The following is a 17513-nucleotide window of genomic DNA, read 5'->3' on the forward strand; positions in this document are numbered from 1 at the left end:
CTGTACTTGCATATCCGAAGGACCGGTCTCACCCCCGGTCCCCCGAGACGCCGAGAGGAGGCGATTCCAGTGATCAGCATCAACACCAGCTCCGCCAGCACCGTGAAAATGACCGATCCCTCGGTCGTCTCCCTGTGCATGCTCGGCGTTTCGAACCTGGGCACCGGTCTGTCCGGCATTTCTGCCGCCCGTCCGGCGTCCGCCGTGTCTCTCGCGGTCCTTCCCGTCCGTGAGCGCAATGAGCGACCGACCAAGGCACTGGAAGCAGTAGGAGCACAGGCGCAGGCCTATGCCTTTGCGCCCGGTGCCGGAGGCCGGAAGCAGACGACGCAGCACCACCAGATGTGGGCCTTCCGTGGGCCAGAACCCTGGAGTGATCCAGCCTGATCGATCAGGCCGGCGCCTTCAGGGCCGCGGAACCCCACCCGGGATCCGCGGCCCTTCTGTTTTCCCCGAACGGGGACGACGGAGCGAAGGGGCCTCGGGACAAGAAAAGAACCCGGTACCAAGCCGACAACCGGCCCAACAGGGCCGGACCGACCAGACGAGGAAGAACAACCGTGCAACTCGAAGCGCACGCCCCGTCCGTACCGCCTTCCGAAACGATCCCCCCGCCCGGCCTCACGGAGGACTCCACCTTGACTCCGCTCACTACGCTCACCGCGCTCGACGACGCCATCGAGAACCTGGGCGTGCCCGTCCCCTGCCGTTCCTACGACCCGGAGGTCTTCTTCGCCGAGTCGCCGGCCGATGTCGAGTACGCCAAGTCCCTCTGCCGCACCTGCCCGCTGATCGAGGCCTGCCTCGCCGGCGCGAAGGAGCGGCGTGAGCCCTGGGGCGTCTGGGGTGGCGAGCTCTTCGTCCAGGGTGTCGTCGTGGCCCGCAAGCGGCCGCGTGGCCGTCCGCGCAAGAACCCGGTCACGGCATGAACATCACCCTCGGAACGATCGACCGCCCCCTCACGCACGATCCCAAGAAGCAGGCCCCGATGAAGCCGTCCACCCCCAGCGAGCCCGTCGGCTCCGCGATCCCAGACTTCACCACTCCGGGTGCGACCGAGTCGCGCCAGAACAGGACCCGAGAGATGCAACTCATCCCAGAAGCCATGGCCCGTGCGCATATGCACGAGCGACTGCGGGAGGCCGAGCGGGACCGGCAGGCGCTGCGCCTGCTGGCCGCCCGCCGGATGCAGCGCAAGGCCGAGCGTGCCTCGATGCGCGCCCGCCGTGCGCTCGCCATGGCCGTCATGCAGTAACCGATCACACCTGAAGCGGTGGCCTCCCGACCCCGGGAGGTGAAAGCTCCCCCGCGGGGGCCGGTCCGTCCGAACGGACCGGCCCCCGCGGTGCGTTCTGCCCGCCGATCCCCGGCCGCGGCGATATCGTCGCCGCGTGACGAGTCCTCCCGGAGGCAGCGACAACAGCGCCTCCACCGTGGAGCCCCAGCCCCTGGTGTGCGCCCGCTGCGGCACCCGGTCCGAAGGCCCCCAGCCCACCTGGACCTGCTCCGTGGAGAACGGAACCCGCAGCTACTTCTGCGACATCTGTGCCAGGGAGAACCTCAGGGCGATCGAGGGACGGCTGGACTCGTCCTGGTGGTAGGCCGCATTCGCGCCACCATTCGCCCGCCTCGCGCCATCACCGACCCGACCCGCGCACTCCGGGTCTCGGCTCACGCCTCCGCGGCGGGTTCCTCCTCGTCCAGGTACTCCTCGTACTCCTCCGGGTCCTCCGGAACGAACCCCGGCAGCCACTCCTCCAGCTCCTCGCGCAGCCGCACCGTCGCGCCCAACTGGCACAGGACGCCGATTGTGCTCAATGTCACTCGATGTATCAGGAGATACGCCGGGGGCAGATTGAGCTGCTTGCCCAACTGGTGGGCGGGGGAGCGGGGGTCGGCGATACGGGCGGCCTGGCTGCGCATCCAGCCGCGGCTGAAGGTGAACGCGTCGACCTGGGCCGGCTCGATGATCGGCACCAGGTAGTCGAGGACGGCGTCGGGGTCCAGCTCTATCGAATCCTTGACGAAGCCCTCCGCGCGCAGCAGTTCGTAGACCGCCTCGGCGTCGCCGTCGAGCGTCATGCGCAGGGAGTCGCCGATGGGTGTCGGCAGGCCACCGGGAAGACGGTCGACCGTGCCGAAGTCCAGGACGCCCAGACGCCAGTCGTCCTTGCCGTCCGGATCGGCGGGCAGCAGCCGGAAGTTACCCGGATGCGGATCCGCGTGGAGCAGGCCGGTGCGGGCCGGCCCGGAGAAGAGGAAGCGGGCCAGGAGCTGGCCTGCCCGGTCGCGCTGCTCCTGGGTGCCGTCGGCGATCACCTCCGACAGCGGGATCCCGTCGATCCACTCCGTGACCAGGACCTGGTCGCACTGGTGGACCACGGCGGGCACCAGGACATCCGGGTCGCCCTCGAACTCCTCCGCGTGTGCCCGCTGGGCCTGCGCCTCCAGGCCGTAGTCCAGCTCCTCGGAGACCCGGTCGCGGAGCTCGGCGATGAGGGGCTTGATGTCCATCCCGGGGATGAGGGGGCCCAACAGGCGGGCGAAACGGCTCAGTTGGGTCAGATCGGACAGGAGAGCCTCGCCGGCGCCCGGGTACTGCACCTTGACCGCGACCTCGCGGCCGTCGTGCCACACCGCCCGGTGCACCTGGCCGATCGACGCGGCGGCCGAGGGCTTGTCCTCGAACTCCAGGAACAACGCGCGCCAGTCCGCGCCGAGCCGCTCCTCCAGCACACCGTGCACGGTGCGCGTCGGCATCGGCGGCGCCGCCTCCTGGAGCTTGGTCAGCGCGGCACGATAGGGACCGGCGACCTCCTCGGGCAGCGCCGACTCGAAGACGGACAGTGCCTGCCCGAACTTCATCGCACCGCCCTTGAGCTCGCCGAGCACCTTGAACAGTTGCTCCGCCGTGCGTTGTTGCAGCTCGCGGCCGACGATCTCCGCGGACTCGCCCACGATCCGTTTCCCGAGCCCCCACGTCGCTCTCCCGGCGAAGCCGAGCGGGAGCGCGGCGAGCTTGGCGGTGCGGGTGACCGCCTTGCGGGGAAGATCAGACATGCGCCCTCCAAGTCCCGGCCGGCCGGGCCGAGTCTGCCTTACGGCGCACGTCCCTCGACGGCCGGTCCCCTCCCATTGTCGCGTGTCGATCCTCGTCCGTAGAGGTGTGTGTCTCCTTACCTTTCTTCGCACCTTTCTCCGCGCTCTTCTCTGCGGCGCCGCACGGGCAGGCGGAATGCGCCCAGACCGGCCGCGCGTGCCAGTGCAGAGAGGGCAGCGAGACCTCCCATCGCGCGCCCGCGCTGGACGGTGACTGCCCGTCCAGGAAGGCGAGCGCGTGCGCGGCCGCCAGCCCGGCGACGGTCGTGGCCAGCGTCAGGTCGCAGGGCCGCACCTGCGGCTGCTTCCCGGAGCGCCACTGCGCGACCAGACGGGGCCAGGTCGGATCCCGGTCGGTGCGCGCGTGGTGCAGACAGCCCGCGCAGGACGTCTCGCCGGGCAGGACCAGCGGGCCCACGACTCCCGTGCCCTCCACGACACCGGCGTACAGATGAGGGGTCCCCGAGACGATCAGGCCGGTGGCGGCGGCCGGGTCGGGCGCGTGCACGGCGACGTCGTCGCGCGGGGCGAGGACCACCAGGGAGAAACCGGGGTCGCTCTCCTCCGCCGTGGCGTGCGAGGTCCGGCGCGGCGGGCGGTCCGGTGCCGCCCGACGGACCGCCCGCCGCGCCGCCTCGTCCCTGCGCTCGCCGACCGCCTCGGCGGGCAGCCCGCCCGGAGCGATGTCCCAGGGCTCGGTATGACCGCCGTCGCGCACGTCGACCTCGCCGACCCCCGCGCCCGACAACAGCGCGGCCAGCACCGCGCCCACCCGGCCCGCGCCCCTCACCTGCACGCGCAGCTCGCGCCGCGCCGCCAGACGGCCCATCGACTCGCCCGGCTCGCCGGTGAGCAGGGAGAGCGACGCGAGGTCCGGGCGCAGCCGGTCGAGGACGTCCTTCTTCGCGCGGAGGGCGTCGGCGGCGGGCCCGCCGCCCTTCGCGTCGTCGAGCAGGCCCGCGTGCGCCAGCCCCTCCACCAACTGGTCGACATGGCCCTCGGGCAGATCCATCCGGTGGCCCTCCTCGCGCAGGAGAGGCAGTCCGCGTGTGCCGTTGAGCAGGTCCAGGAAACTGCCCGTCGCCGTGTCCATCGGGCCCAAAGTCATCGCGTGCGCCGGTGTCATCCCGAACTGCACGGTGTGGAGATCGCGCCAGCCGCGCCGCAGCGCGGGCTTCACCATCGGATGCATGACAGGCCCCCGTAGCCCTAGGAAGTACGTCCCGTGGTGCCGGCGGAACCGGTCGGTGCTCCGCCTGCGATGCCAGCCTGCCCGGCCCGGGCGTCGGGTGCAGAAAGTTGTCCACAGGCTGTGGGATTCGTCGTACAAATCAAACGCTTGGTGGCGGATCGATACCGAAACCGCCCCGGAGTCGGGACTTCCCGCGTGTGCAGAGGGTAACGTCGTGGCGTGCCCGCCGACCCACTGCACAGCGCCGGAAAACCACAGCGCAGTACGACGAGACAGCCGCCAAGCGGCTCGGGGGCGAGCGCGATCGAGGTCCGCAGGAGTGCGCGTCGGCGCAGAACGGTCTCCGCGTACCGCGAGGGCGATCGCACCGTCGTGCTGATCCCCGCCCGGATGTCCGAGGCGGAGGAGAAGCGCTGGGTCACCGTCATGCTCGACAAACTGGCCGCCCAGGAAAGCAAACGCGTGCTCGGTGACGCGGAGCTGTCCGAGCGCGCCGAGCGACTGTCGGCCCAGTACTTCGACGGCCGTGCCCGGCCCACCTCGGTGCGCTGGGTCACCAACCAGAACACACGCTGGGGCTCCTGCACGCCCTCCGAGGGAAGCATCCGTCTCTCCCACCGGCTGCAGGGCATGCCCGAGTACGTCGTCGACTACGTGCTGCTGCACGAGCTGGCGCATCTCCTGGTACCCGGACACGGACCGCGTTTCTGGCGGCTCCTGGAGGCCTATCCGCGCACCGAGCGGGCCAAGGGATACCTCGAAGGCGTGGTCGCGGCCGAGCGGCTGCCCCATCCCCCCGGCACCCGCGACGAATGACGGCCCCTTGTGGGGGATTGTGTACCGGGTCTGTACCGACATCCTCCGGTGTCAGTGATTGCCGTTAGCCTGGCGCGACTCACTTGCATCGGGATGGGGGACGGTCGTTACGCATGGCCAGGGAATTCCAACGCGGCCACAAGGCCAAGATCAGTGACCTCACCGCGGGCACGGATCTGTACGTAGGTGTGCAGATCACCGGCCCCGGACTGACGTTCGACATTAGCTGCTTCGGACTCGACGCCGAGGAGCGGCTCTCGGACGACCGGTACTTCGTGTTCTTCAACCAGCCGAAGTCCCCCGAGGAGTCCATCCAGCTCCTGGGTGCCCAGGCGGGCGACTCGGAGTCCTTCCGGGTCACGCTCGACAAGATCCCGCCGCAGATCCACAAACTGTCGTTCACGGCGACGCTCGACGGCGCCGGGCAGATGTCGCAGATCGCCCCCGGGTACGTCCGTATCGTCGCGGGCGGCGAGGAGGTGGCCCGCTACTCGTTCAACGGTTCGGAGTTCACCACCGAGCGGGCCGTGATGCTGGGTGACTTCTACCTGAAGGACGTCTGGCGCTTCGCCGCCGTCGGTCAGGGCTTCGACGGTGGCCTCGACGCGCTGCTGAAGAACTTCGGCGGCGAGGTCGCCGAGGAGGAGACGCCCGAGCCGCAGCAGGCACAGCCCGTGCCGCCGCAGTCCGGCGCCGCCCCCGGCTTCGCCCCGCCCGCTTTCGGCGCCCCCGCGGCTCCGGCACCCGCCCCGGCTCCCCAGCCGGTCGCGCAGGGGTACGCACCTCCGCCGGTGCCGGCGCCGGCACCCGCGCCCTCCGTGCATGCCGCGCCGACCATCATCGCGCCCATGACCCCGCCCGGGGCGGGCACGGTGCCGCCCCCGGGTCCCGTGCCCGCGCCCTACGGCCAGCCGCAGCCGCCGTACGGACAGCAGGCCCCGGGCCAGAGCCCGCCTCCGCCGCCCGGTTACGCGCAGCCCCAGGCTCCGCACGCGCCGGGCCCGCCGCCCGGCTACGGGCAGCCGACCCCGCCCCCGGGCTACGGTCAGCCGCCCGCGCCTCCCGGCTACGGGCAGCAGCCGCCCGCGTTCGGGCAGGTCCCGGGGCAGGCGGCCGGCTACGGAGTGCCCCAGGGCGCTCCCCAGGGCGCCGGTGTGTCGGCCGCGCTGGAGAAGTTCAAGGAGACGCCCACCGGGCAGCGCTGGACGCAGCAGAACAAGAAGCTCGTCCGCGTCGACCTCGGCATCGGCGGCCAGCCCGTGCTGGCCCGTCAGGGCAGCATGGTGCTCTACCAGGGCAAGGTCGACTTCGGCTACAAGGGCGCCGGGTTCGCCGGGCGGATCGTCGGCAACGCGACCGGCCAGGAGATGCAGCTCATGCGCTGCACGGGCCAGGGCCAGGTGTTCCTCGCCGAGAACTCCACCCATCTGCACCCCGTCGAGCTCCAGGGGGACGCGATCTGCGTCTCCGCGGAGAACGTCCTCGCCTTCGACGAGAGCCTCCAGTACGAGGTCCGCCGTATCGAGGGACACGGCATCCCCGGGGGCGCGCTGTTCACGATGCAGTTCCAGGGGACCGGCACCATCGTCGTGAAGACCCACGGTTCGCCCGTGGTGCTGCCGGTCACGCCGACCACGTTCGCCGACTGCAACGCGGTCGTCGCCTGGTCCGCCGCCGCCCAGGTGATCGTCTCCAGCCAGGTCCGGATGCGCCGCAACGCGTACCCCGGAGACACCGGGGAGAGCGTCAACCTGCAGTTCCGGGCCGCCCCCGGCAACTTCATCGTCGTCCAGCCGTACGAGGTCTGAGGGAGCCCGTCATGAACCAGCCGCTCGCGGGCTACGCCCCCGCACCCGTCACCGCCCGCATGGAGAACCACGGCAACAACATGCTGAAGGTCGCCATGCAGACCGGAAGCGACCTCTTCGCGCGCGTGGGCTCGATGATCGCCTACGAGGGCTTCATCCAGTACGAACCCAACCCGCCGGCCGTGCGCCAGATCGCGCGCGACTGGATGACCGGCGAGGGCGCGCCCCTGATGAAGTGCTCCGGCGACGGACTGCTCTACCTCGCCGACTACGGCGCCGACGTCGTCGTGATCAACCTCAACGGCGACGGGATCTCCGTCAACGCCACCAACCTGCTTGCCTTCGACGCCCACCTCACATGGGGTGTGGAGCGGGTCAAGGGGCTGGCGAAGTTCGCCGGTCAGGGCCTGTGGAACACCAAGATCACCGGCCAGGGCTGGGTCGCGCTGACCTCCCGGGGCAAGCCGATCGTCGTCGACTGCGGCGGGGGCGAGGACGAGACCTACGTCGACCCGGACGCGCTCGTCGCCTGGTCCCCGAACCTCAAGGTGAAGGGCAAGCGGAGCTTCAAGGCGCAGTCGCTGATCGGCCGCGGCAGCGGCGAGGCCTACCAGATGGCCTTCTCCGGGCAGGGCATCGTCGTCGTCCAGCCCAGCGAGGACAGCACCGACCGACTCCGGCTCCGGGGCTGAGGGGGGACACGACACCATGCAGAGCCCGCTTTTCGCGTTCAACGACTCGCAGTCCCAGGACCGCTACAGCCTCCAGAACAAGCAGATGCTGCGCGTCGTCCTGGAGGGCCACGACGACATCCTCGCCCGCAAGGGCACGATGGTCGCCTACCAGGGGCTCGTCGAGTTCGACGCCGAGTACCAGAGCAACCAGCAGGGACGCGCGCGTGCCTACACCGGCGAGGGCCTCAACCTGATGCGCTGCCACGGGCAGGGCACGGTCTTCCTCGCCAACCTCGCCCAGCACATCCACGTAGTGGATGTGGAACAGGACGGCCTCACCGTCGACAGCAGCTACGTCCTCGCGATGGACTCCTCGTTGCACCACGAGGTCATCGCCGTGGACAGCCTGTACGGCATCTCCGGCTCCGGGAAGTACCAGCTCAACATCACCGGCCGCGGCAAGGTCGCCCTGATGACCTCGGGCGCGCCCCTGATGATGCAGGTCACGCCCGACAAGTACGTCAACTGCGACGCCGACGCGATCGTCGCCTGGTCCACCGGCCTGCGCGTCCAGATGCAGGCCCAGACGCACTCCTCCGGCGTGTGGCGGCGCCGCGGCAACACCGGCGAGGGCTGGGAGCTGAGCTTCATGGGCAGCGGCTACGCGCTCGTCCAGCCCAGCGAACTCCTGCCGCCGCAGAACGCGGCGATCGGCCAGGGCGTCGCCGCCCAGTTCGGCATGGGCCAGCACGGCGCACACGCCCAGAACCAGGGCAACGCCTGGAGCTGAGCGTCCGGAAGACCGACGTAAGGGGCGCCCGCACTTGCGGGCGCCCCTTACACGTCCAACGCCTGCCACACCCCGCTCAGAGCCTGGCGTGCGTCGCCTCCAGCAGCCGCAGAACCGACTCGTCCGCCACAGCCGCTACCTCGTCGAAGGCGAACCAGCGCAGGTCCAGGGACTCGTCGCTGATCTCCTGCACGGCGTCGGGGGGTGCCAGCACCGCGTACTGGACGTCGTAGTGGAAGTGGCACGGCGCCGGGATGGGATGCAGGTCCAGGCGGACCGGGCCGCCCGGCAGCAGGGTCAGTCCGGTGATGCCGGACTCCTCCGTGGCCTCGCGCAGCGCCGCAGCCTTCAGGGAGGTGTCCTCCGGCTCGCAGTGGCCGCCCATCTGGAGCCACATCCGCAGCTTCTTGTGCAGGGTCAGCAGGACCCTGCCGTGCTCCGGGTCGACCACCAGGCCGCTCGCCGTGATGTGACCGGCATGGCAGGACTTCCACATGCCGTCCGGGTGCGCGGCCAGGTGGTCCAGGTAGGCCTGGCACAGGTCCGTCTGGTCCTCGTAGCTCTTGAGTACGAGGACCGCGTCGTCGTACAGGCTCACTCGGTGTCGTCGTCCTTGGAGTCCTCGTCCTTCGTCAGGTTCGGCTTCTCCGCGGAGCCGCTCGCCGCCTCGCCGAGCATCTTGTCCAGCTCGGAGAAGTCGAGCTGCTCGCGGTGCACGAAGCCGTCCGGGTCGTCCAGGTCGGAGGCCGTGGGCAGCATGTCCGGGTGGGCCCACAGACCGTCCCGGCCGTCGACACCGCGCGCGTCCGTGAGCGAGGCCCACAGACGGGAGGCGTCGCGCAGCCGGCGCGGGCGCAGCTCCAGGCCGATCAGCGTGGCGAACGTCTGCTCGGCGGGACCGCCCGTCGCGCGACGGCGCCGCAGGGTCTCGCGGAGCGCGTCGGCGGATGTCAGACGCGGCTTCGCGGCCGCGTGGACCACTGCGTCCACCCAGCCCTCGACGAGCGCCAGAGCCGTCTCCAGACGGGCCAGGGCGGCCTTCTGCTCCGGAGTGTCCTCGGGCTGGAACATGCCCTGCTGGAGGGCGTCCTGCAACTGCTCCGGGTTCTGCGGGTCGAACTGGCCGACCACGTCCTCCAGCTTGGCGGTGTCGACCTTGATCCCGCGCGCGTACCCGTCGACCGCGCCGTACAGGTGCGAGCGCAGCCACGGCACGTGCGCGAACAGGCGCTGGTGGGCCGCCTCGCGCAGGGCGAGGTAGAGCCGCACCTCCTCCTGCGGGACGCCCAGGTCCTTGCCGAACGCCACGATGTTCAGCGGCAGCAGCGCGGCCTTGCCGACCGGGCCGAGCGGCAGACCGATGTCGGTCGAGCCGACGACCTCGCCCGCGAGCGTGCCCACGGCCTGCCCGATCTGCGTGCCGAACATGGCGCCGCCCATCGAGCGCATCATGCCGATCAGCGGGCCCGCCATGGCCTGCATCTCCTCCGGCAGGACGTCGCCCATGGCCGCGCCGACGCGCTCGGCGACCGGGTCCACGAGCTCCTTCCAGGCCGGCAGGGTCGCCTCGACCCACTCCGCGCGGGACCACGCCACGGCGGATCCGGCACCGGACGGCAGCGAGGTCGCGTCGTCCAGCCACAGGTCGGCGAGGCGGACGGCCTCCTCGACCGCGGTGCGCTCGGCGGGGCCGATGCTCGCGTCCTTGACGCCGTCCTGGGTGCCCTGGGAGACCGTCTGGCGGGCGATCTGCTTGGCCATGTCCCAGTTCACCGGGCCGCCCTCGTACGAGAGCATCTGGCCCAACTGCTGGAACGCGGCGCCCAGGTCGGTGGGGTTCAGGGAGCCGAACATGGCTGCGAGCGGATTGTCCGCGCCGGGGCCGCCAAAGCCCCCGGCACCGGGCAGCCCGCCAAAACCGAACGGGTTGGCCGGTCCCTGACCACCACCGCTCTCCTGGTCCTTCTTCTTGCCCTCGTCGCCGTCGTCCGGCTCCTCCGGCGGAAGGCCGAATCCGAATGGGGTGTCACTCACGGGATTCCTCGGCTGTTAAGGCCGCCGGTTCTCTCCGACGGCGCGACTGCCCTTCAACACCACCCAGCGTAGACACCGCGGGCCGATCAGGCCTCGGTGCTTCGCCGAGACCTGGCCTGCGGCAGGATGGATGCCACCTGGTCCGGACGCGTCACGCGCGTCCGTACTGAAGACAACCGCTGGAGACGCCCGGTGAGTTCCCCAGATCCGCAGGTTCGCGCAGCGCGAAACCACTCAACCAGTCCCGCCGTGCGCGGGCCCGTCGTCGCGGTCACCGGCGCCGCGTCCGGGGTCGGGGCGCTGCTGACCGAGCGGCTCGCCGCCTCCGAGGAGATCAAGCAGGTCATCGCCATCGACGAGCGGCGCGGGGAGTGCGCGGCGGCCCAGTGGCACATCCTCGACGTACGGGATCCGGCCATCGCGGAGAAGCTGCGCGGCGCGGACGTCGTCGTCCATCTGGCGCTGGACCTCGATCTGGAGACCGACCCGGCCGCCCGTTCGGCGTACAACGTGCGGGGGACGCAGACCGTGCTGACCGCCGCCGCGGCGGCCGGTGTGCACCGGGTCGTGCTCTGCACCTCGGCGATGGTCTACGGAGCGCTGCCCGACAACGAACTGCCGCTCTCGGAGGACGCCGAACTGCGCGCCACCGCGGAGGCCACCGGGGTCGGCGACCTGCTGGAGGTCGAGCGCCTCGCGCGGCGCGCGCCCCGGGCGCACCCCGGGCTCAATGTCACCGTCGTCCGCCCCGGAGTGCTCGTCGGCGGCACCGACACCGCACTGACCAGGTACTTCGAGTCGCCCCGGCTGCTGGTGGTGGCCGGGTCGCGGCCCGCCTGGCAGTTCTGCCATGTCGAGGATCTGTGCAGCGCCCTGGAGTACGCCGTCCTGGAGAAGGTCGACGGGGAACTCGCCGTCGGCTGCGACGGCTGGCTGGAGCAGGAGGAGGTCGAGGAGCTCAGCGGCATCCGTCGCATGGAGCTGCCGTCGGCCGTCGCGCTCGGCGCCGCCGCCCGGCTGCACCGGATCGGACTCACCCCGTCCCCGGCCGGCGACCTCGCGTACACGATGTACCCCTGGGTAGTCAGCGGAAGCCGGCTGCACGACGCGGGCTGGCGGCCGCAGTGGACCAACGAGGAAGTGCTCGCCGAGCTGCTGGAAGAGGTCGCCGGGCGGCACACGGTCGTCGGACGACGGCTCGGCCGCAAGGACGCGACGGCGGCCGGTGCCGCGGGCGCGACGGTCGCCCTGCTGGGCGCGGCGGCGGTCGTACGACGGGCGCGGAAGGCCCGGCGGCGGATCTGAGCAGCGCAAGCCCGTAAAACACCTGCTCCTGTAGGACGCTCCAAACAGGCACGCGCGTGTGCCTGGTGAAAGTGCTATTCCGGGCTGTCGGCGGGGTGGGGCACGATGGAGGCATGGCACCCACGATCGACCATCCCGGTGAGCAGGCCGCGCAGGATCCCATCAAGCTGATCGGGATCCGGGACACCCCGCTCTCCGTGGACGAGGTCTTCAGGGCCGTCGGGGACGACGCGGCCGGTGGGACGGCCCTCTTCGTCGGGACCGTGCGCAATCACGACGGCGGAGCCGATGTCGACGAGCTGGGGTACTCCTGCCATCCCAGTGCCGAGGCCGAGATGCGCCGCGTCGCCGAGAAGGTCGTCGCGGACTACCCGGTGCGGGCGCTGGCCGCCGTCCACCGTGTGGGGGAGCTCGGGATCGGTGACCTGGCGGTCGTCGTCGCCGTGTCGTGTCCGCACCGGGGTGAGGCCTTCGAGGCGTGCCGGAAGCTGATCGACGACCTCAAGCACGAGGTGCCGATCTGGAAGCACCAGAAGTTCTCCGACGGCACCGAGGAGTGGGTCGGCGCCTGCTGATGGGCGCTCACCGGTTGCGTAACCGCCCCCCGGGCCCGAGCGTTGTCAGTGGGGCTGGCTAATCTGCTGATCAGTCAGTTGAGGTGACTCTGTGGGGTTGGGAGGTCGGCATGGCGGCACTCGCCTGGTTGTTGATTCCGCTGGTGGCCGCGATAGGTGCCGGTCTGTGGGGCAGTTGGGCGAACAGGACCCGCAAGGTGCGCAGCGACGGTCCGGAATTGGACGGCTATGCCCGCTTCCGCGAAGCGATGGACAAGTCCCACTCCGGCACGTGAGCGGAAGGCGGCCCTGACGGTGCGCTGACAGAAGCGTCCCGTACTGTCGTGCCATGCCACGCCGCACCGCGACGATGCTCGCCTCCACCCTGATGCTGATCGCGCTCCTGTGCGCCGGAGTCCTCATCAACGTCCCGTACGCGGAGATGTCGCCGGGCCCGACGGTGAACACGCTCGGGGACCACGACGGCGAGCCGGTGCTGCAGATCACCGGGCGCAAGACCTACCCGACGACCGGTCACCTGAACATGACGACGGTCCGGGTCACCAGCGCCGACTACAACATGAACCTCATCGAGGCCGTGTACGGCTGGCTCGCCCACGACGACAAGATCGTCCCGCACGACACGCTGTACCCCGACGGCAAGACGGAGCAGCAGTCGACCCAGGAGAACGCCGAGGAGTTCAGCCAGTCCCAGGAGAGCGCCAAGGTCGCCGCCCTGGACCAGTTGGGCGTCCCGGTGAAGTCCTGGGTGATCGTCTCGACGGTCGTCAAGGGCACCCCGGCCGAGAACAAGCTGCACGCCGGTGACGTGATCAAGGCCGTCGACGGTACGGCGGTGAAGCAGCCCGACGACGTCGCGAAACTGGTCACCAAGCACAAGCCCGGCGAGAACGTCGTGTTCACGATCGTGCCCGCCAAGGAGCAGGCCGACGCCGTGAAGGCGAACAAGACGGCGACCGCGACGAAGAAGATCACGATCACCACCGCGACCTCCGACGACAGCGGCACCAAGCGCGCCATCGTCGGCATCTCGGCCGGAACCGATCACACGTTCCCGTTCACCATCGACATCAAGCTCGCCGACGTCGGCGGCCCGAGCGCCGGCCTGATGTTCGCGCTCGGCATCTACGACAAGCTCACCCCGGGTGACCTCACCGGCGGCAAGTTCGTGGCGGGCACCGGCACGATCGACGACGAGGGCAAGGTCGGCCCGATCGGCGGCATCTCGATGAAGACGGTCGGCGCGCGCAGCAAGGGCGCCCGGTACTTCCTGACGCCCGCCGACAACTGCGCGGAGGCCGCCAAGGACACCCCCGGTGGCCTCCAGCTCGTCAAGGTGAACACCATCAAGGACGCGATCAGCGACCTCAAGCTGATCAACAGCGGCAAGACGGACGACCTGCCGAAGTGCACCACCAAGGGCTGAACAAGCCCTCTTCTTAAAGAAGACCTCGCGTACGACTCCGGGGGCGCCCGCAGACAGAGGGCGCCCCCGGAGTCGTACGAGAAGAACCGGAGTCGTGGCGGACGACGTCAGTCCTCGAAGGTCGCCGACAGGGCTTCCGCGAGGCCCGGGACCAGGGCGCCGCCCGTGAGGACCTCCGTGGGAGAGTCCTTCTCGCGCAGGCGCAGGGCCGAGTCGCGGGTGCCGTCGCGCAGGACCGCGACCGTCATGCGGACCTCCTGGCGGTCCGGGTGCTGGGCGACCCACTGGGTGAGCTTCTTCTCGCTCAGGCCGTCCGGGACGGAGGCCTCGGCGGACGGCGGCAGCATCAGGCGCTCGACCGTGAGCGCGCAGCCAACTACCGCGTCGGGCCAGGCGATCGTGCCGAGGAACTCGTCCAGCGGCTTTCCGGCCGGGATCTCCTCCTGCTCGATCGGAGTGAGACCGGTGGTCTCGGGCTCGTCCCGCAGGCCGAGTTGGGCCGCGAGGCCGGGTTCCTGGGCCCGCAGTCGCGCGGTGTCTACCAGGGCGAAGAGGCGAGCGGGCTGGTCCCAGCCGAGGCCGGAGGCGTACTCGTCGATCTCGAGTACGGCCCGGGTGAGGGGGTTCGCTGCCATGGGAGTGTTGGACATGGTCACAATCCTGCCTCGTTCATGGCCGGAATCGGGAACCGAGTAAACGGTGAGTAAGTTGCATAGGTGTGGGCCCGCGATCACGCGGGGCTACGGCGGGTCCGCGAAACCGGGGACCTGACGCAACGACAGCGACCAACAGCGAACTTCGAGGTGCGCACCTTGGCTTTCCAGATGCCGGACCGCGGCGGAGGCCCGCAAGGGCCGCGGATCAGAGTGGGCCGCCCGTCCCGGCGTGTCCGGACTTTGCTCATGACACTGGGCGTCCTTGCCGTACTCGGCATGGCGTTCACGATGTTCGCGGGCTTCTGGACGGACTGGCTCTGGTACCGGTCGGTGCATTACTCGTCCGTGTTCACCACCACCCTGACGACGAAGATCGGCCTGTTCTTCGTCTTCGGTCTGCTGATGGCGGCCGCGGTCGGGGTGAACATCTGGCTGGCGCACCGTCTGCGCCCGCCGCTCAGCGCCATGTCGATGGAGCAGCAGAGCCTCGACCGCTACCGCATGGGCATCGCGCCGTACAAGAAGTGGCTGCTGCTGGCGATCACCGCCCTCGTCGGGCTGATCGCGGGCGCCTCGGCGTCCAGTCAGTGGCGGGTCTGGCTGATGTGGGTCAACGGCGTGCCCTTCCACCAGAAGGACCCGCAGTTCCACCTCGACGTGTCCTTCTACGCCTTCGACCTGCCCTGGTACCGCTTCCTGCTCGGCTTCGGCTTCGCCGCCGCGATCCTCTCGCTGCTCGCCGCCGCGCTGACGCACTACCTGTACGGCGGGCTGCGCATCACCAGCCCGGGCGCGCGTGCCACGGCCGCGGCCACCGGGCATCTGTCGGTGCTGCTCGGCATCTTCGTCGCGCTCAAGGCGGTCGCCTACTGGCTCGACCGGTACGGACTCGCGGTCAAGTCCAGCGACTTCAAGGCGACGGGCGACTGGACGGGCCTTCGGTACGTCGACGCGAACGCGTATCTGCCGGCCAAGACGATCCTGTTCTGCATCGCCGTCATCTGCGCGCTGCTGTTCTTCGCCACCCTGTGGCGGCGCACCTGGCAGCTCCCCGTCATCGGCTTCGGCCTGATGGTGCTCTCCGCGATCCTCATCGGCGGCCTGTACCCGGCGATCGTCCAGAAGTTCACGGTCCAGCCGAACGAACAGGCCAAGGAAGCCCCGTACGTCCAGAAGAACCTCAAGGCGACGCGCGAGGCCTACGGCATCGACGACACCAAGGTCACGGAGTACTCGGGGACGAGCACCACCAAGGACAAGGCCAAGCTGCGTTCCGACGTCGACTCCACGGCGAGCGTCCGCATCGTGGACCCGAACGTCGTGTCGCCCACGTTCCAGCAGCTCCAGCAGATCAGGAACTACTACGCGTTCCCGACCAACCTGGATGTCGACCGCTACAGCGAGGACGGCAAGGACCAGGACACGGTCATCGGGCTGCGTGAGCTGAACCTCAACGGCATCCCGAAGAACAACTGGATCAACGACCACTTCCGCTACACCCACGGCTACGGCGTGGTCGCCGCCAAGGGCACCGAGGTCGACTCCGAGGGCCGGCCGGTCTTCACCGAGTCCGATCTGCCGTCCACGGGTGACCTCGGCAAGTACGAGCAGCAGATCTACTACGGCGAGAAGACCACCACGTACTCGATCGTCGGCGGTCCCCAGAAGGAGATCGACTACTCCGACGACAGCGGCGAGAAGACCACCAGCTACACCGGCAAGAGCGGGGTCAACCTCTCCAACCCGCTCAACCGGGCCGCGTACGCGGTGGCGTTCAACGAGCCGCAGATCCTCTACTCCGGTGCGATCGGCGAGGGTTCGCGGATCCTCTACAACCGCACGCCCAAGGAGCGCGTCGAGGCGGTCGCGCCCTGGCTGACCATCGACGGCGACGCCTACCCGGCGATCGTGGACGGTCGTATCCAGTGGATCGTCGACGCGTACACGACGAGCAACGGATACCCGTACGCCTCGCGGACGACCCTCGGGGACACCACGGCCGACTCGCTCACCGCGACCAACAACAACCGCGCGGTGGTGGCCCAGCAGAACCAGGTCAACTACATCCGCAACTCGGTGAAGGCGACCGTCGACGCGTACACCGGTGCCGTCAAGCTCTACCAGTGGGACACCGAGGACCCGGTCCTGAAGACCTGGATGAAGGCGTTCCCGAACACGGTCGAGCCCAGGAAGGACATCTCGTCCTCCCTGATGGCCCATCTCCGGTACCCGCAGGACCTGTTCAAGGTCCAGCGCGAGCTGCTCACCCGCTACCACGTGACGGACGCGCAGACGTTCCTCAGCGGCAGCGAGGTGTGGCAGGTGCCGGACGACCCGACCAACAAGTCGGGCAGCGCGGTCCCGCCGTACTACCTGAGCATGAAGATGCCGGACCAGTCCGCGCAGGCCTTCTCGCTGACGACGACGTTCACACCGAACGGCAGAGACAACCTCAGCGCCTTCATGGCCGTCGACTCCGAGGCAGGCACCCCGGACTACGGCAAGATCAGAATCCTGAAGCTGCCGACCAGTACGACCGTCGGCGGACCTAAACAGGTGCAGAGCGCCTTCAACTCCCAACAGGACATCGCCGAATCCATCAAGCTGCTCAAGGGCGGCGACTCCGACATCGAGTACGGCAACCTGCTGACGGTGCCGCTCGACGGAGGACTGCTGTACGTGGAGCCCGTCTACGTACGCGGTGGTGGACTCAAGTACCCGCTCCTGCGCAAGGTGTTGGTGGCCTACGGGAACAAGACCGCCTTCGAGGACACGCTGGACGAGGGGCTCAACAAGGTCTTCGGGGCGGAGACCACCACGACCCCGCCACCGGACGAGGGCACCACTACGCCACCGACCTCCAGCAACCCCACGGTCCAGGCGGCGTTGAGCGACGCCCAGAAGGCCTTCGACGCCGGGCAGGAGGCGTTGAAGAAGGGTGACTGGGAGGCGTACGGCCAGGCGCAGAAGGACCTTCAGGCCGCGCTGAAGCGGGCCGAGGAGGCGCAGGCCGCGGCGGCCAAGGGCAAGAACAGCGCGAGTCCCAGCAGCAGTCCGAGTGCCAGTGGAAGTCCCAGCAGCAGTCCGAGCAGTTCGAGTGGTTAGCGCAGCTCAGGCGGCAGTTGATCACTAGGTCAG

At 69.7% G+C, this 17513-nt stretch carries 18 protein-coding genes; 13 read left to right on the forward strand and 5 right to left on the reverse strand.

Annotated features, from left to right (window positions below):
* Nucleotides 1-69: 69 nt before the first annotated feature.
* From OG223_RS34445 to OG223_RS34460, 4 genes are all read left to right on the forward strand, one after another.
* Nucleotides 70-387 (forward strand): hypothetical protein, encoded by a 318-nt coding sequence (locus OG223_RS34445; RefSeq protein ID WP_329256998.1) that lies wholly within the window; start codon nucleotides 70-72, stop codon nucleotides 385-387.
* Nucleotides 388-560: 173 nt separating this feature from the next.
* Complete coding sequence (locus OG223_RS34450; protein WP_019058340.1) at nucleotides 561-929, forward strand: WhiB family transcriptional regulator; 369 nt, start codon at nucleotides 561-563, stop codon at nucleotides 927-929.
* Nucleotides 926-1255, forward strand: coding sequence for a hypothetical protein (locus OG223_RS34455; protein ID WP_329257002.1), 330 nt, complete (start codon nucleotides 926-928; stop codon nucleotides 1253-1255). The genes OG223_RS34450 and OG223_RS34455 overlap by 4 nt, the downstream gene beginning before the upstream one ends.
* Before the next feature lie 136 nt (nucleotides 1256-1391).
* Entirely contained in the window at nucleotides 1392-1601 is a 210-nt protein-coding gene (locus OG223_RS34460) for a hypothetical protein (protein WP_329257005.1), read from the forward strand.
* Nucleotides 1602-1671: 70 nt separating this feature from the next.
* On the opposite strand, the gene OG223_RS34465 is transcribed toward OG223_RS34460, so the two are convergent.
* Together OG223_RS34465 and OG223_RS34470 are read right to left on the reverse strand one after the other, a co-directional pair.
* A complete protein-coding gene (locus tag OG223_RS34465) occupies nucleotides 1672-3060 on the reverse strand; it encodes an ABC1 kinase family protein (RefSeq protein WP_329257008.1) in 1389 nt (462 codons plus the stop codon).
* Nucleotides 3053-4291 (reverse strand): TOMM precursor leader peptide-binding protein, encoded by a 1239-nt coding sequence (locus OG223_RS34470; RefSeq protein ID WP_329257011.1) that lies wholly within the window; start codon nucleotides 4289-4291, stop codon nucleotides 3053-3055. Before OG223_RS34470 ends, OG223_RS34465 begins: the two co-directional genes overlap by 8 nt.
* A 219-nt stretch (nucleotides 4292-4510) precedes the next feature.
* Between OG223_RS34470 and OG223_RS34475 the strand changes: the two genes are divergently transcribed.
* The 4 genes from OG223_RS34475 to OG223_RS34490 all read left to right on the forward strand — a co-directional run bounded on the left by OG223_RS34475 (nucleotide 4511) and on the right by OG223_RS34490 (nucleotide 8379).
* On the forward strand, nucleotides 4511-5107 hold the full coding sequence (locus OG223_RS34475) for a M48 metallopeptidase family protein (RefSeq protein WP_329257014.1): 597 nt from the start codon (nucleotides 4511-4513) through the stop codon (nucleotides 5105-5107).
* 113 nt (nucleotides 5108-5220) lie between these two features.
* Nucleotides 5221-6915 (forward strand): TerD family protein, encoded by a 1695-nt coding sequence (locus OG223_RS34480; protein ID WP_329257017.1) that lies wholly within the window; start codon nucleotides 5221-5223, stop codon nucleotides 6913-6915.
* A gap of 11 nt (nucleotides 6916-6926) precedes the next feature.
* The gene (locus tag OG223_RS34485; RefSeq protein ID WP_329257019.1) at nucleotides 6927-7607 is read left to right on the forward strand and encodes an AIM24 family protein; all 681 of its coding nucleotides are present in this window, start codon (nucleotides 6927-6929) and stop codon (nucleotides 7605-7607) included.
* Between the two features lie 16 nt (nucleotides 7608-7623).
* Nucleotides 7624-8379, forward strand: coding sequence for an AIM24 family protein (locus tag OG223_RS34490; RefSeq protein WP_329257022.1), 756 nt, complete (start codon nucleotides 7624-7626; stop codon nucleotides 8377-8379).
* 76 nt (nucleotides 8380-8455) lie between these two features.
* Here OG223_RS34490 and OG223_RS34495 read toward each other — a convergent pair whose 3' ends face one another.
* A complete protein-coding gene (locus tag OG223_RS34495) occupies nucleotides 8456-8977 on the reverse strand; it encodes an NUDIX hydrolase (RefSeq protein ID WP_329257024.1) in 522 nt (173 codons plus the stop codon).
* Nucleotides 8974-10413: a zinc-dependent metalloprotease gene (locus OG223_RS34500; protein ID WP_329257027.1), complete on the reverse strand. Its 1440-nt coding sequence runs from the start codon at nucleotides 10411-10413 to the stop codon at nucleotides 8974-8976. Before OG223_RS34500 ends, OG223_RS34495 begins: the two co-directional genes overlap by 4 nt.
* A 192-nt stretch (nucleotides 10414-10605) precedes the next feature.
* Between OG223_RS34500 and OG223_RS34505 the strand changes: the two genes are divergently transcribed.
* The 4 genes from OG223_RS34505 to OG223_RS34520 all read left to right on the forward strand — a co-directional run bounded on the left by OG223_RS34505 (nucleotide 10606) and on the right by OG223_RS34520 (nucleotide 13719).
* Nucleotides 10606-11718 (forward strand): SDR family oxidoreductase, encoded by a 1113-nt coding sequence (locus OG223_RS34505; protein WP_200689626.1) that lies wholly within the window; start codon nucleotides 10606-10608, stop codon nucleotides 11716-11718.
* Between the two features lie 113 nt (nucleotides 11719-11831).
* Nucleotides 11832-12293 (forward strand): molybdenum cofactor biosynthesis protein MoaE, encoded by a 462-nt coding sequence (locus tag OG223_RS34510; protein WP_329257034.1) that lies wholly within the window; start codon nucleotides 11832-11834, stop codon nucleotides 12291-12293.
* A gap of 110 nt (nucleotides 12294-12403) precedes the next feature.
* On the forward strand, nucleotides 12404-12568 hold the full coding sequence (locus OG223_RS34515; RefSeq protein WP_019072131.1) for a hypothetical protein: 165 nt from the start codon (nucleotides 12404-12406) through the stop codon (nucleotides 12566-12568).
* Nucleotides 12569-12621: 53 nt separating this feature from the next.
* Nucleotides 12622-13719 carry a YlbL family protein gene (locus OG223_RS34520; protein WP_329257038.1) on the forward strand — a complete coding sequence of 366 codons (1098 nt, stop codon included), beginning with the start codon at nucleotides 12622-12624 and terminating at the stop codon, nucleotides 13717-13719.
* A gap of 107 nt (nucleotides 13720-13826) precedes the next feature.
* On the opposite strand, the gene OG223_RS34525 is transcribed toward OG223_RS34520, so the two are convergent.
* Entirely contained in the window at nucleotides 13827-14369 is a 543-nt protein-coding gene (locus tag OG223_RS34525; RefSeq protein WP_329257041.1) for a PPA1309 family protein, read from the reverse strand.
* 174 nt (nucleotides 14370-14543) lie between these two features.
* On the opposite strand from OG223_RS34525, the gene OG223_RS34530 reads away from it, so the two are divergent.
* Nucleotides 14544-17480 (forward strand): UPF0182 family membrane protein, encoded by a 2937-nt coding sequence (locus OG223_RS34530; protein WP_329265628.1) that lies wholly within the window; start codon nucleotides 14544-14546, stop codon nucleotides 17478-17480.
* Nucleotides 17481-17513 lie beyond the last annotated feature (33 nt).

It is taken from the genome of Streptomyces sp. NBC_01478 (genome assembly GCF_036227225.1).
In the GTDB taxonomy this organism is placed as follows: domain Bacteria; phylum Actinomycetota; class Actinomycetes; order Streptomycetales; family Streptomycetaceae; genus Streptomyces.

Bases quoted from the DNA above. Each gene is read 5' to 3' on its own strand.
- OG223_RS34480 (WP_329257017.1), top strand. From the start codon at position 5,221: ATGGCCAGGGAATTCCAACGCGGCCACAAGGCCAAGATCAGTGACCTC.
- OG223_RS34530 (WP_329265628.1), top strand. From the start codon at position 14,544: ATGCCGGACCGCGGCGGAGGCCCGCAAGGGCCGCGGATCAGAGTGGGC.
- OG223_RS34525 (WP_329257041.1), bottom strand. From the start codon at position 14,369: ATGTCCAACACTCCCATGGCAGCGAACCCCCTCACCCGGGCCGTACTC.
- OG223_RS34520 (WP_329257038.1), top strand. From the start codon at position 12,622: ATGCCACGCCGCACCGCGACGATGCTCGCCTCCACCCTGATGCTGATC.
- OG223_RS34465 (WP_329257008.1), bottom strand. From the start codon at position 3,060: ATGTCTGATCTTCCCCGCAAGGCGGTCACCCGCACCGCCAAGCTCGCC.
- OG223_RS34470 (WP_329257011.1), bottom strand. From the start codon at position 4,291: ATGCATCCGATGGTGAAGCCCGCGCTGCGGCGCGGCTGGCGCGATCTC.
- OG223_RS34485 (WP_329257019.1), top strand. From the start codon at position 6,927: ATGAACCAGCCGCTCGCGGGCTACGCCCCCGCACCCGTCACCGCCCGC.
- OG223_RS34455 (WP_329257002.1), top strand. From the start codon at position 926: ATGAACATCACCCTCGGAACGATCGACCGCCCCCTCACGCACGATCCC.
- OG223_RS34490 (WP_329257022.1), top strand. From the start codon at position 7,624: ATGCAGAGCCCGCTTTTCGCGTTCAACGACTCGCAGTCCCAGGACCGC.
- OG223_RS34510 (WP_329257034.1), top strand. From the start codon at position 11,832: ATGGCACCCACGATCGACCATCCCGGTGAGCAGGCCGCGCAGGATCCC.
- OG223_RS34515 (WP_019072131.1), top strand. From the start codon at position 12,404: ATGGCGGCACTCGCCTGGTTGTTGATTCCGCTGGTGGCCGCGATAGGT.